Raw genomic sequence first — 13,434 nt, 5'->3', positions numbered from 1 at the left:
CCGCCGGCTATTTCGCTAAACCGCTGACGCTCAAATAAAAACGGCCTGGACTAGGCCAGGCCGCAATCATGCATCATACGTGTTACTGCCAAACGACAGTCACGCGCAGATACAGTTACTTCAACACCGCCAGGGCGGCGTCGTAGTTTGGCTCTTCAGCGATTTCCTTGACCAACTCGCTGTGCAGCACAGTGTCGTTTTCGTCCAGCACCACCACCGCGCGAGCGGTCAGGCCCTTGAGCGGGCCGTCGGCAATCGCCACACCGTAATCAACGGCGAAATCCGAATCGCGGAAGTCCGACAGGTTCTTCACGTTTTCCAGGCCTTCGGAGCCGCAGAAACGCGCCTGGGCGAATGGCAGGTCGGTGGAGATGCACAGCACCACGGTGTTTTCCACATCGTTGGCCTGGGCGTTGAACTTGCGCACCGAAGTCGCGCAGGTTGGGGTGTCAACGCTTGGGAAGATGTTCAGCACTTTGCGCTTGCCGGCAAAGGTAGCCAGGGTGGCGTCGGACAGATCGCCGGCGGTCAGGGTGAAATCTGCAGCTTTGGCGCCGACTTTCGGCAGTTCGCCTTCAACCTGGACCGGGTTGCCTTTGAGGGTAACTTGAGCCATGAACGGAATCCTTATGCTGGGTTTTGGTTAAACGAATTCGAGAGGCCGAAGTTAACCACAAAGTCCGTTGGCTACCTACCGCCAGACACAAATTGTCATGCCATCTGGTTGTGGTTTAATTGCGCGCTTTTCGCCTGCCCTCCAAGGAAATCAACGCCGATGAATCATCCCGCCACCAAAGTCCTGGTCATCGGTTACGTCTGGCCGGAGCCGCGTTCTTCGGCTGCGGGCGGGCATATGATGCAAATTCTGCAGAGTTTTCTTGCTCAGGGCTGGGATATCACCTTCAGCAGCCCGGCCACCGTCGGCGAGCACAAGGCCGACTTGCCGGCGCTGGGCATCCGTGAATGCGCCATCGCGCTCAATAACAGCAGCTTCGACGACTTCATCCGTGAGCTGGCGCCGGACATCGTGCTGTTCGACCGCTTCATGATGGAAGAACAGTTCGGCTGGCGCGTGGAAAAATGCTGCCCCGACGCCCTGCGCGTGCTGGAAACCTCCGACCTGCAAAGCCTGCGCGACGCCCGGCATGTGCGGCTCAAGGCGGCGCTCAAAGCCGATCCGGAGCGTGATGACTTTACCGCCCTGTTCGCCCCGGACCTGGAGCAGGAATTCCAACGGATGGCCGACACCGACCTGGCCAAACGCGAAATTGCCGCGATCTACCGCTGCGACATCAGCCTGATGATCTCCGACGTGGAGATCCGCCTGCTCACCGAGCAGTTCAAGGTGCCCGCCGCCCTGCTCCACTGGTGCCCTTTGATGATGCAGCCGCCGACCGCAGCCTTCGCGCCGTTCGAAGACCGCGCGCACTTTCTCAGCATCGGCAACTTCCGCCACGCGCCCAACTGGGACGCGGTGTTGTGGATGAAGCACAGCCTCTGGCCGCTGATCCGCCAGCAATTACCGGGCGCCCAGTTGCACATCTACGGCGCCTACACCCCGCCCAAGGCCACCGCCCTGCACAACCCGGCGCAGGGCTTTCATGTGATGAACTGGGCCGAAGATGCGCTGCAAGTGATGACGGCCGCACGCATCTGCCTGGCGCCGCTGCGCTTTGGCGCGGGGATCAAGGGCAAACTGGCGGACGCGATGCTGTGTGGCACGCCGACTATCACCACGCCAATCGGTGCCGAAGCCATGGGCGCTGAACAGCCCTGGCCGGGGGCAATCGAGCACAGCGCCCCGGCCCTGGCCGCTGCCGCCGTGAGCCTCTACCAAGACGGCGAACGCTGGACCCAGGCCCAGGAACACGGCCGTCAGCTGCTTGCCCGGCGCTATGACCAAACTTTCCACGGCCCAGCGCTGGTGGCCTGCCTGGAACACTGTCGCAGCCAGCTGGACGCCCATCGACGGGATAATTTCACCGGCAGCATGCTGCGCCACCATGCGCATAAAAGTACGCAGTACATGTCTCAATGGATCGAGGCAAAAAACCGCAGTCTTTAACGCGCGACGCTGGCAGGGTCGCGCGCAACGGGGCATTATCCTACGCGGCACCCACAATAAAGCGACGGCAACATGACCCGAGCAACGCGCATCACCGACCCTTCCTACGAGTTGATGGACGACCATAACGGCCTGTCCATCATCTATCGCCAGCACGGCTTTCCCTGCCCGCTGGTGCGCTGGCACTTCCATAAGGAATACGAGCTGCACCTGATCGTCGCCAGCTCCGGAAAAGTGTTCATTGGCGACTACATCGGCAACTTCTATCCCGAAAGCCTGTTCCTGACGGGCCCCAATTTGCCGCATAACTGGATCAGCCAGGTGGAGGCCGATGAGACAGTCCCCAAGCGCGACATGCTGGTGAACTTTACCGACGAGTTGCTGGAAAACGGCAGTCAGATCTTCACCGAACTCAGAAGCCTGGCGCCGCTGCTCGAACGCGCCCAGTACGGCATCGAATTCCGCTGCAAAACCACCATCGCGCGAGCCATGGATCTGATGCAGCGCATCGAAGACACCCAGGGCATGGCGCGGCTGGGGCACTTCTTTATCTTGCTGGAAGTATTGAGCGCCTGCGAGGACTACCATCTGCTGTCGGGTGCCACTACACCGCAGCTGGCCGATGAGCACAGCATCGACCGCACCAACCGCGCGGTGGATTATATCTTTGCCCACTACGCCCGCGAGCTACCGTTGGAGGAAGTGGCGGACTACCTGGGCATGAAGCCCACCTATTTTTCCCGCGTGTTCAAACAGGCTACCGGGCGCACGTTTATCGAGTTCGTCAACCGGCTGCGCATCAGCAAGTCCTGCGAGTTGCTGGCCGATGGCGACAAGGCGGTGACGGATGTGTGCTTTGAGTCGGGCTTCAATAACATTTCCAACTTCAACCGGCGCTTTCAGCAGCTCAAGGGCATGACCCCATCGCACTATCGGCGCCTGGCCGTACAACGGCTGACCGAGCGTAACCAGGCCTGAGCCTGACGCAACCACTCGTCGCTTCTGTCAACTTTGACAGCTATCCGCTCTGCTGCCAGGGGTGTGTGATTTCCTTGCCCGGTTTCACCACTGTACAAGGAGCGCTCACGATGAAAGAACCAACGTCCTCCAACCTGCCCATTCCCCTGTGTGAATCCCCGCCCCACGACCCCCCATCGCCCTCCGCCGTCAACCTTGACCCGCCGTATGTCAACGGCGCACTGCAGCCGAATCTGGATGCTGACGTAGGATTGGGCATTCGACAGATCGATCCGTGGCTGATTGTGAGTTTTGAAAGATGGTCGAACTTCAATGTCGGTGACACCTATAAATTTTTCGCCGGCAGTACCAGCTACGCTTTGGGTGCAGGCGAGGTTTACCCGGAAGATTTGTACAAAGACCGTGTGCAGTTGGTCATTCCCGCATCGCTGGTGCCCGAAGGCACGATTTATCCCTGCTTCGGTGAAGCGATCAGAGTGGGCAGCGCCACGCCCAGCACATCCCCACCTCAGACCTGGTATACCAAAACCTCACGGCCAGGTGGTCGCAGCGTCTACCCATGGTTCCACTCGAACCTGGTGATACACCTGCCTGAAGACTTGGAATACACGCCGCTGGACGCCGAGCGTGCCAAGGCAGGAGTGGACTTGACCTGTGACTTTTATCCGTTCTGCACGGTAGGCGACACTATTGAAGTGTGGTGGAACGGTATCGCTATTTTTCAAAAAATCGATCAGCAACACGTTGATGGCACCAAGCCCATCATCGTGCATGTACCTGAACAAACGATTATTTCAGGGGGCAGCGGCGCAGTCTCCATTCTCTTCCGGGTGTTTGACCGCGTACTCAACTATTCCGGGGAAGACCCGCAGTGGTCGAAGGTGGTCAAGCTGGAGACCGACCTTGAACTCGGCTTGCTTGATCGGCCGCACTTCGTGGTCGGCGTTGAGTCCGTCGACGAGCTGAATTTTGATACCCATGGAGACGAGGTGTTCACCGCGGAAATGGTCGTTCCTCGAACGCTACCCGCTACGCCCAATGATACCGCCAGACCTACCCCAGCCGGCGCGCTGATCCATGTAACCCTGACCCAGTTTTTCCCGGATGGCTCATCCAGCGTGGTGACGCTGCCTGGTTTTCCTGCACGCATCGGCCTTTCGTCCTCCATCGTGCTGGACAAAAAGTACCTTGAAGACGTGATCGATGGACAACTGCGCATCGAATATACCCTGACAACGGCCAGCGGCGCCTTCCTGCGCGCTTCTCGACGCCTGAGTATTCGCGTGTTCGGCACGAAAAAAATGATGCCCCCGATGCGAATCGAGCAAGACGAGGGCGGCCTGATTGATCCGGAACACCCTTTCATCAGAGCCATTTTTCCGGTCTACAGCCCTTACGCCCCCAGCAACAGCGTGACCTTTCGCATGGAAGCACCGCGACCTGGCGGCGGCCTGATTGAATACGAAGAAACCGTGAACGCCGGCGCCCCACCGCCACCTGATCGCTTTCGCATCGTACTGCAGGAGGATTTTGCGCCCTTCATTGGCGTGGGGTCGGTCAAGGTCTACTACCTCGTCAATGACCATCAAATGCGCACGCTTGGCCCAGGCGTACAGACGGTGCGCAAGTCCGAAGTGTTGGAAGTCATTTTCGGATCGGTCGTCGCCGAGTTGCCGGCGCCGCTATTGCAGTATGTCGACGTGTTCGACAACCTGGACCCTGCCAGCGTGATCGGAGGTCAGCTCAAGCTGACGTTGCCTTACCCACGCACGTTCCCTGGGGACAAGTTCATCTGGACATGGCTGGGCGCCAACGCCAGCGGAACCACTGGAGAGGAAGTCGAACTCTATTCCGATACGGCCGGCAAGCCGGTAGTGGTCCTGGTGGACGAAGCGTTCGTCATTGCCAATGACAATAAGGAAATCCGCCTGAGCTACGCCTTGGTACCCAAGGACGGCAGCCGACGCCGTTATTCGGAGCGCCGGACCATTACCGTGGGCCGAGCGCTGACCCTCAAGCGTCCCGAGGTCGTGCAGGCCACGCGCTATCCCGACCAGTTGGCGGCGGTGGCCGCGATAAACGGCGCGACTGTCGTCGTCGACTACCCGCAGATGGCGCCTTCCCATCAGGTTCGCTGTTGCTGGACCGGCATTGCGGGCATCGGCACTTACTGCGAGACCCAATACGGCAGCTCTTCGAAAGTCCTGCACTTTGATATTGACCCAGAGGTGGTGGGCGCCAACATCCAGGCCCAGGGACATGTCATCCACGTGCAGTACTTCGTCATGCGGGGCGAGCACGAGTCCCCTTCGCCTGTGCTGGCCCTGGAGTTGTTGCCACCGCCGCTGCCTGAACCCTACATAGAAGGCCACTCCTATGATGGCGTGCTGAATGTCGGCACATTGAACGGTACCGAACGCGCGATTGAAGACCGCTGGCACTTCAGTCATCGGTTCCAGCGAATGTGGTTCGAGATGTCCGGCACCTACGCTGACGGTTATCCCTTCTACCACGCCTTTTACACGGCAGACCTGGTGACACAGGACGGCGAATTGAACGGTATTCGTCCACCGGCGCCGGTCCCCGAATTGCGCAAGCTCAAGGACGGTTCGCCACTGAAAATGCGCTTCGGGGTAACGTTCGACCGCAGCGCCGAGCTGGCCAATGCGGTCTGGTTCAAGGAGCGGCGCTATACCATTCAGGCCTTGCCCACGCAGTTCCCGGTGCCGATCCTGATCGAGGCAACCGGCTCCGGCACACTGGTCACCCTGGCCCCCTTGAACGCACAGCACGGGGCGCATGTGCAGGTGTCCACCAGCCCGATGTATACCAGCGACGTCATCTTCGTGGAGATCGTGGGTAAAACCGCTGCAGGCTCGGCAGTGATCGGGCCGACGTATGGCGAAACCGATGGCACCGTCATCGTCGACGTGCCCGCTTCAGTGATCGCCGCGAATATCGGCAACACGCCTACGCAGTTCACGATCAGGTATACGGTGACACGAAGCGGGCAAACCCGGCCCTCGGTACCGCTCACGGTCAATCTTGAAAGCCTGCCGCTGAGCGAACTGAAAAAAACCGTGATTCGTATCGATCAAGCATCCGCCAGCGGCGTGATCGATGTGGACGCCCTGCCCGGCAACGCCACCGCAAGGGTGACGACCTTCCCATTCATTGCCCCACACCTGCCCGTATGGCTGTATTTGTACGGTTTCAGAGCCGACGGTACGCCGCATAACCTGACCCTGATGAATGGTTCGAACAAGGCCGAGGTCGACTCGGCCTGGATCAGCCAGGGTTATCACCTGGAAACCGTATTGATCACCTACCTGCGAGACCTTGGCAATCGCAGCCAGCTGACCCTGCAATTCAAAGTGGCGCTCAATGGCTTAAGGGATGAATTGCAAGCGATTGAATTTCCACCCACTCGTTACACGCTGCAAAGCGTGATGATCAAGGAGTGCACGACGTTCAATGACAATTACATGAACTACTGGCTCAGTGAATGGCCGGACGCAGGCATTCGCCGCGAGTCGAATGGCAACTATTTCTGGCAGTCGACACCGACTACCGGCAGGGGCGTCAGTCTGTACAAAGTGCTGACGCCCGCCGCCGAGGGCTACTACCGCGTCAGCTTCCGCTACAGGATCAGCAAGTTTGCCGCGATTGGGGCGCCGACCTTTGTCGAGATTCATCTGGGCACGTTGAAATGGACGCAAAACGTGCCCACGTTGAACACCTGGCTCAGCGTCAATGTGCCGCTCGGTTATTTGCCCGGCAAACCGTTCGAGGCCTCCGTTTCGGTCAGAAACCCGACCACCGGCGGGGTGTATGACATCGATGATATCTGTATCACACAGACGCCGTATCCGACCGTGACGTAGAGGTAAAAAAGGGATCGGTACCTGGGTACCGATCCCTTTTCAATGGCTTGCTGCGGCTGAAAGTGTCGGCGACAGGCAGTCCCGTCAGGGCCTTACACAGGTACCCACGGACTCATCGAACTCCAACCCGGCCGGGCAGTTAAACGGGTATTGAATCCACCGATTAATGTTTTGGCTGAATACACAGCGATGGTAACCACCCACCACATTGGTGCTTTTGAAGTAGCCGGCTTTCGTGCAAACCGGTTCTCGTGACTCCAGTGGTGGCTCGGTGGTACAGGCACTCACAGCCATGGCGACGACCGCGCCCAGTGCAAATTTATAGAGCGTAGTGTTTTTGAAACTTGTGCGGAAAAGGTTCATAAACGTCTCCTGATTGGATTTTGCTCGGTCATTAATCCTCAGTCCTTATAGGGCGTCTACTGTCAGAACTAACAGGTACACGACCCGCAATAGCGCATTGATTCGCTGTCCCGAGAGTGCAAAAAAGTATCAGTCCCAGTGTTCCCAAGGATTTGTCATCGCCGCGTTTGAGGGCTGTAATCAACGCACACTCTTCCTGACTCCCTGTGGGAAGACACAACAACAATAACCGTCCTTCTGTAGCCCTCTGGGCGCGGAAATGGAGTGCGCGATGAAGTTCACAGCAAAAGCTCTGCTTGTCTCTACCTGCATGCTGACCTGCATGACCCTCAGCGCCGTCAGCCTCGGCGCGCAAACCCTGACGATTGCCACCGTCAACAACAGCGACATGATCCGCATGCAGAAGCTCTCGAAAACCTTCGAGGCCGAGCATCCGGAGATCAAGCTGAACTGGGTGGTGCTCGAAGAAAACGTGCTGCGCCAGCGCCTGACCACCGATATTGCCACCCAGGGCGGCCAGTTCGACGTGTTGACCATCGGCATGTACGAAGCCGCACTCTGGGGCGCCAAGGGCTGGCTGGAGCCGATGAAGGACCTGCCAGCTTCCTACGACCTTGATGACGTGTTCCCTTCGGTACGCGACGGCCTGTCGGTCAAAGGCTCGCTGTACGCCCTGCCGTTCTATGCCGAAAGCTCGATCACCTATTACCGCACCGACCTGTTCAAGGACGCCGGGCTGAGCATGCCCGAGCATCCGACCTGGAGCCAGATCGGCGAATACGCGGCCAAACTCACCGACAAGAGCAAAGAGCAATACGGCCTGTGCCTGCGCGGTAAAGCCGGCTGGGGCGAAAACATGGCGCTGATCACCACCTTGGCCAACGGCTACGGCGCACGCTGGTTCGACGAGAAGTGGCAACCGCAATTCAATGGCCCCGAGTGGAAAGACGCGCTGAATTTCTACGTCGACAACATGAAAAAATCCGGCCCTCCAGGTGCGTCCAGCAACGGCTTCAACGAGAACCTGGCGCTGTTCAACAGCGGCAAGTGCGCGATCTGGGTGGATGCCAGCGTGGCGGGCTCGTTCGTCACCGACAAGAGCCAGAGCAAAGTGGCCGAGCATGTCGGCTTCACCTTCGCTCCCCACGAGAAGACCGACAAGGGTACCTCGTGGCTGTACTCCTGGAGCCTGGCGATCCCCACCAGCTCCAAGGCCAAGGACGCCGCCAAGGTGTTCACCACCTGGGCCACCTCCAAGGAATATGGCGCATTGGTCGCCAAGACCGACGGCGTCGCCAACGTACCCCCAGGTACCCGCCAATCCACCTACAGCGACGCGTACATGAAGGCCGCGCCGTTCGCCAAGGTGACCCTGGAATCGCTGAAAGTGGCGGACCCGACCAAACCCACCGAAAAACCGGTGCCGTATATCGGTATTCAATTGGTGACCATTCCTGAATTCCAGGCGATTGGTACCCAGGTCGGCAAGTTCTTCTCCGGCGCGCTGACCGGCCAGCAGACGGTCGATGCCGCACTGACGGCCGCACAGACCACCACCGAGCGGGAAATGAAGCGGGCCGGTTACCCCAAATAAAGCCGGCCCACCACCGTCAAATGTGGGAGGGGGCAAGCCCCCTCCCACATTGACCGCGCTCCGATTCGTATCCGACTGGTCTTGATCACCATGAATACCGCACCCAAAAACCGCCTGGCCAACCCCGGCTGGTTCCTCGTCAGCCCCTCGGTGGCCTTGTTGCTACTGTGGATGATCGTGCCCCTGGGCATGACCCTGTACTTCTCCTTGATCCGCTACAACCTGCTCTACCCCGGCGAAAACCAGTTCGTAGGGCTGGAGAACTTCACTTACTTCGTCACCGACTCAGGCTTCCTGCCCGGCGCCACTAACACGCTGTTGCTGGTGGGCAGCGTGCTGCTGATCAGCGTGGTGTTCGGCGTGTTGATCAGTGCGCTGCTGGAGGCCAGTGAGTTCTTCGGTCGCGGCCTGGTGCGGGTGTTGTTGATTTCGCCGTTCTTCATCATGCCCACCGTCGGCGCGTTGATCTGGAAGAACCTGATTTTTCACCCGGTGTCGGGGATTCTCGCTGCGGTGTGGAAGTTCTTCGGCGCAGAACCCGTGGACTGGCTGGCGCACTACCCGCTGCTGTCGATCATCATCATTGTGTCGTGGCAGTGGCTGCCCTTCGCCATTCTGCTGCTGATGACCGCCATGCAGTCCCTCGACCAGGAACAAAAGGAAGCCGCACGCCTGGACGGTGCCGGCGCCATCGCGATTTTCTGGCACCTGACCCTGCCGCACCTGGCCCGTCCGATTGCCGTGGTGGTGATGATTGAAACCATCTTTTTGCTCTCGGTGTTCGCCGAAATCTTCACCACCACCAACGGTGGCCCCGGCTACGCCTCGACCAACCTCGCCTACCTGATCTACAACCAGGCGCTGGTGCAGTTCGACGTGGGCATGGCCTCGGCCGGCGGCTTGATTGCCGTGGTCATCGCCAACATCGCGGCGATCATCCTGGTGCGGATGATCGGCAAAAACCTGACTGACAAGCCTTGAGGGCCGCGCCATGACGCTTCAACAATCCCGCCGCCTGCAAAGCCTGTTGCTCGGCACCCTGGCCTGGGCCATCGCGATCCTGATTTTCTTCCCGATCTTCTGGATGGTGCTGACCAGCTTCAAGACCGAAATCGACGCGTTCGCCACGCCGCCGCAGTTTATCTTCACGCCGACGCTGGAGAACTACCTGCACATCAACGAGCGCAGCAACTACTTCGCCTACGCCTGGAACTCGGTGCTGATCTCGTTCAGCGCCACCGCCCTGTGCCTGCTGATTTCGGTGCCGGCCGCCTACTCCATGGCCTTCTACGAGACAAAGCGCACCAAGGGCACGCTACTGTGGATGCTGTCCACCAAGATGCTGCCGCCGGTGGGCGTACTGATGCCGATCTACCTGCTGGCCAAGAGCTTTGGCCTGCTCGATACGCGCATCGCGCTGATCATTATCTACACCCTGATCAACCTGCCGATTGTGGTGTGGATGGTTTACACCTACTTCAAGGACATTCCCAAGGACATCCTCGAAGCCGCACGTTTGGATGGCGCCACCCTGTGGCAGGAAATGGTGCGGGTGCTGCTGCCGATCGCCAAGGGCGGCCTGGCCTCCACCGTGCTGCTGTCGCTGATCCTGTGCTGGAACGAAGCCTTCTGGTCGTTGAACCTGACGTCATCGAGCGCCGCGCCGCTGACCGCGCTGATCGCCTCCTATTCGAGCCCCGAAGGCTTGTTCTGGGCCAAATTGTCCGCCGTGTCGACCCTGGCCTGCGCGCCGATCCTGATTTTCGGCTGGATCAGCCAGAAACAACTGGTGCGCGGCCTGTCCTTTGGCGCCGTTAAATAATAATTCCAAGCGGAGGGCCCATCATGGCCAACCTGAAAATCAAGAATCTGCAGAAAGGCTTCGAAGGTTTTTCCATCATCAAGGGCATCGACCTGGAAGTGAACGACAAGGAATTCGTGGTATTCGTCGGCCCGTCGGGCTGTGGTAAATCCACGCTGCTGCGGCTGATCGCCGGCCTGGAGGAAGTCAGTGAAGGCACCATCGAGCTGGACGGGCGCGACATCACCGAAGTGACCCCGGCCAAGCGCGACCTGGCAATGGTGTTCCAGACCTACGCCTTGTACCCGCACATGAGCGTGCGCAAGAACATGTCGTTTGCCCTGGACCTGGCCGGCGTCGACAAAAAACTGGTAGACAGCAAGGTCAACGAAGCGGCGCGCATTCTGGAGTTGGGCCCGCTGCTGGAGCGCAAGCCCAAGCAGCTCTCCGGCGGCCAGCGTCAGCGCGTGGCGATTGGCCGGGCGATTGTGCGTAACCCGAAGATCTTCCTGTTCGACGAACCCTTGTCCAACCTCGACGCCGCCCTGCGCGTGCAGATGCGCCTGGAACTGGCACGCCTGCATAAAGAACTGCAAGCGACCATGATCTACGTGACCCATGACCAGGTCGAAGCCATGACCCTGGCCGATAAAGTCGTGGTGCTCAACAGCGGGCGCATCGAACAGGTCGGCTCGCCGCTGGACCTGTACCACCAGCCAGCCAACCTGTTTGTGGCAGGCTTTCTCGGCACGCCGAAGATGGGTTTTCTCAAGGGCAAGGTCACGCGTGTCGAAGGCCAGGGCTGTGACGTGCAGCTCGACGCCGGCACCCTGATCAGCCTGCCGCTCAGCGGCCCGACCTTGAGCGTGGGCAGCGCAGTCACCCTGGGCATTCGCCCGGAACACCTGGAAATCGCCACGCCGGGCCAGACCACCCTGACCGTTACCGCCGACGTCGGCGAGCGCCTGGGCAGCGACACCTTCTGCCACGTCATCACCGCCAACGGTGAGCCGTTGACGATGCGCATTCGCGGCGACATGGCCAGCCAATATGGCGAAACGCTGCACCTGCACCTCGACCCGGCCCACTGCCATCTGTTCGACACCGACGGCGTGGCCGTGGCCCGTCCCCTGCGCGCTGCCGCCTGATTTCGCGAGTATTACGCTATGAAGCTGAATAAACAGAACCTCACCCAGTTGGCGCCCGACGTGAAAGTGCCAGCCTATGCCATTGCCAGTACATCCCAGGGCATTGCGCATATCGGTGTCGGCGGTTTCCACCGCGCGCACCAGGCGTTTTACACCGACGCCCTGATGAACACCGGCGAGGGCCTGGACTGGAGCATCTGCGGCATTGGCCTGCGGGCCGAAGACCGCAAGGCGCGCGACGACCTGGCCGGCCAGGATTATCTGTTCACCCTGTATGAACTGGGCGACACCGACGACACCGAAGTACGCGTGATCGGCGCCATCAGTGACATGTTGCTGGCAGAAGACGGCGCCCAGGCCCTGATCGATAAACTGGCCGAACCGGCTATCCGTATCGTGTCGCTGACCATCACCGAAGGCGGCTACTGCATCGACGACAGCAACGGCCAATTCATGGCTCACCTGCCGCAGATCCAGCATGACCTGGCGCACCCCGGCGCACCGCAGACCGTGTTCGGGTTTATCTGCGCCGCGCTGACCAAGCGCCGCGCCGCCGGCACCCCGGCGTTCAGCGTGATGTCCTGCGATAACCTGCCGCACAACGGCGCCGTCACCCGCAAGGCCCTGCTCGCATTCGCCGCGCTGCACGATGCGCAACTGCATGACTGGATCGAAGCCAATGTGAGCTTTCCGAACGCCATGGTCGACCGCATCACGCCAATGACCAGCACCGCCCACCGCCTGCAACTGCATGACGAGCACGGCATCGACGATGCATGGCCAGTGGTGTGCGAACCTTTTGTGCAATGGGTGCTGGAAGACAAGTTCGTCAACGGCCGCCCGGCCTGGGAAAGGGTCGGCGTGCAGTTCACCGATGACGTGACGCCTTACGAAGAAATGAAAATCGGCCTGCTCAACGGCAGTCACCTCGCCCTGACTTACCTGGGTTTTCTCAAGGGTTACCGGTTTGTTCACGACACCATGAACGACCCGCTGTTCGTCGCCTACATGCGCGCCTACATGGACCTCGACGTCACGCCACACCTGGCGCCGGTGCCGGGCATCGACCTGACGGCGTACAAGCAGACCCTGGTCGACCGCTTCTCCAACCAGGCGATTGCCGACCAGTTGGAACGGGTGTGTTCGGACGGTTCGTCGAAGTTTCCCAAGTTCACCGTGCCGACCATCAATCGCCTGATTGCCGATGGGCGTGAGACTGAGCGCGCGGCGCTGGTGGTGGCCGCCTGGGCCTTGTACCTGAAGGGTGTCGACGAAAATGGCGTGGCCTACACGATTCCCGATCCTCGGGCTGCGTTCTGCCAGGCGCTAGTGAGTGATGACGCGTTGATCAGCCAGCGCCTGCTGGGGGTTGAAGAGATTTTCGGCACGGCTATTCCCAACTCGGCTGCATTTGTGGCAGCGTTCGAGCGGTGTTATGCAAGCTTGCGCGATCACGGCGTCACTGAAACCCTGAAGCGGTTACTGAAGAAACCGGTTTAAAAATGTGGGAGGGGGCTTGCCCCCGATAGCGGAGGGTCAGCAAAAGATGCATAAACTGACACTCCCTCATCGGGGGCAAGCCCCCTCCCACATTGACCGCA

The 13,434-nt window shown here is 59.8% G+C and carries 10 protein-coding genes; 8 read left to right on the top strand and 2 right to left on the bottom strand.

The genetic code is table 11. The features are described 5' to 3' along the window. Window positions 1–115 precede the first annotated feature (115 nt). Window positions 116–616, bottom strand: coding sequence for a thiol peroxidase (tpx, locus tag C4J90_RS11160; protein WP_124362433.1), 501 nt, complete (start codon window positions 614–616; stop codon window positions 116–118). Between the two features lie 159 nt (window positions 617–775). On the opposite strand from tpx, the gene C4J90_RS11155 reads away from it, so the two are divergent. The 3 genes from C4J90_RS11155 to C4J90_RS11145 all read left to right on the top strand — a co-directional run bounded on the left by C4J90_RS11155 (window position 776) and on the right by C4J90_RS11145 (window position 6,927). After that, a complete protein-coding gene (locus C4J90_RS11155; protein ID WP_124419768.1) occupies window positions 776–2,065 on the top strand; it encodes a glycosyltransferase in 1,290 nt (429 codons plus the stop codon). Window positions 2,066–2,137: 72 nt separating this feature from the next. Continuing rightward, on the top strand, window positions 2,138–3,043 hold the full coding sequence (locus tag C4J90_RS11150; protein ID WP_124362431.1) for an AraC family transcriptional regulator: 906 nt from the start codon (window positions 2,138–2,140) through the stop codon (window positions 3,041–3,043). Between the two features lie 110 nt (window positions 3,044–3,153). After that, window positions 3,154–6,927, top strand: a complete 3,774-nt coding sequence (locus tag C4J90_RS11145) for a hypothetical protein (RefSeq protein WP_124419767.1) — start codon at window positions 3,154–3,156, stop codon at window positions 6,925–6,927. A gap of 84 nt (window positions 6,928–7,011) precedes the next feature. Here the strand turns inward: C4J90_RS11145 and C4J90_RS27410 are convergent, their stop codons facing one another. Continuing rightward, window positions 7,012–7,221, bottom strand: coding sequence for a chitin binding peritrophin-A domain-containing protein (locus tag C4J90_RS27410; protein WP_372237498.1), 210 nt, complete (start codon window positions 7,219–7,221; stop codon window positions 7,012–7,014). 379 nt (window positions 7,222–7,600) lie between these two features. Here C4J90_RS27410 and C4J90_RS11135 point away from each other — a divergent pair, with 379 nt between their 5' ends. From C4J90_RS11135 to C4J90_RS11115, 5 genes are all read left to right on the top strand, one after another. Beyond that, window positions 7,601–8,884 (top strand): sugar ABC transporter substrate-binding protein, encoded by a 1,284-nt coding sequence (locus tag C4J90_RS11135; protein WP_372237497.1) that lies wholly within the window; start codon window positions 7,601–7,603, stop codon window positions 8,882–8,884. Between the two features lie 90 nt (window positions 8,885–8,974). Then, on the top strand, window positions 8,975–9,865 hold the full coding sequence (locus tag C4J90_RS11130; RefSeq protein ID WP_124419765.1) for a carbohydrate ABC transporter permease: 891 nt from the start codon (window positions 8,975–8,977) through the stop codon (window positions 9,863–9,865). Between the two features lie 10 nt (window positions 9,866–9,875). Then, window positions 9,876–10,706: a carbohydrate ABC transporter permease gene (locus C4J90_RS11125; protein WP_003233033.1), complete on the top strand. Its 831-nt coding sequence runs from the start codon at window positions 9,876–9,878 to the stop codon at window positions 10,704–10,706. 23 nt (window positions 10,707–10,729) lie between these two features. Further along, the gene (locus C4J90_RS11120; protein WP_124414427.1) at window positions 10,730–11,833 is read left to right on the top strand and encodes an ABC transporter ATP-binding protein; all 1,104 of its coding nucleotides are present in this window, start codon (window positions 10,730–10,732) and stop codon (window positions 11,831–11,833) included. An 18-nt stretch (window positions 11,834–11,851) separates the two neighbouring features. Further along, on the top strand, window positions 11,852–13,333 hold the full coding sequence (locus tag C4J90_RS11115) for a mannitol dehydrogenase family protein (protein WP_124419764.1): 1,482 nt from the start codon (window positions 11,852–11,854) through the stop codon (window positions 13,331–13,333). Window positions 13,334–13,434: the final 101 nt, after the last annotated feature.

Origin of the sequence: Pseudomonas sp. R2-60-08W, assembly GCF_003852335.1 — a bacterium.
Taxonomy (GTDB): Bacteria; Pseudomonadota; Gammaproteobacteria; order Pseudomonadales; family Pseudomonadaceae; genus Aquipseudomonas.
The sequence above is the reverse complement of the archived record's forward strand: the minus strand, read 5'-3'. Positions and strand labels throughout refer to the sequence as shown.

Excerpts from the sequence above, each read along its gene's own strand:
- C4J90_RS11130 (WP_124419765.1), top strand. The coding sequence starts at position 8,975 with ATGAATACCGCACCCAAAAACCGCCTGGCCAACCCCGGCTGGTTCCTC.
- C4J90_RS11150 (WP_124362431.1), top strand. The coding sequence starts at position 2,138 with ATGACCCGAGCAACGCGCATCACCGACCCTTCCTACGAGTTGATGGAC.
- C4J90_RS11145 (WP_124419767.1), top strand. The coding sequence starts at position 3,154 with ATGAAAGAACCAACGTCCTCCAACCTGCCCATTCCCCTGTGTGAATCC.
- C4J90_RS27410 (WP_372237498.1), bottom strand. The coding sequence starts at position 7,221 with ATGGCTGTGAGTGCCTGTACCACCGAGCCACCACTGGAGTCACGAGAA.
- C4J90_RS11125 (WP_003233033.1), top strand. The coding sequence starts at position 9,876 with ATGACGCTTCAACAATCCCGCCGCCTGCAAAGCCTGTTGCTCGGCACC.
- C4J90_RS11135 (WP_372237497.1), top strand. The coding sequence starts at position 7,601 with ATGCTGACCTGCATGACCCTCAGCGCCGTCAGCCTCGGCGCGCAAACC.
- C4J90_RS11115 (WP_124419764.1), top strand. The coding sequence starts at position 11,852 with ATGAAGCTGAATAAACAGAACCTCACCCAGTTGGCGCCCGACGTGAAA.
- tpx (WP_124362433.1), bottom strand. The coding sequence starts at position 616 with ATGGCTCAAGTTACCCTCAAAGGCAACCCGGTCCAGGTTGAAGGCGAA.
- C4J90_RS11155 (WP_124419768.1), top strand. The coding sequence starts at position 776 with ATGAATCATCCCGCCACCAAAGTCCTGGTCATCGGTTACGTCTGGCCG.
- C4J90_RS11120 (WP_124414427.1), top strand. The coding sequence starts at position 10,730 with ATGGCCAACCTGAAAATCAAGAATCTGCAGAAAGGCTTCGAAGGTTTT.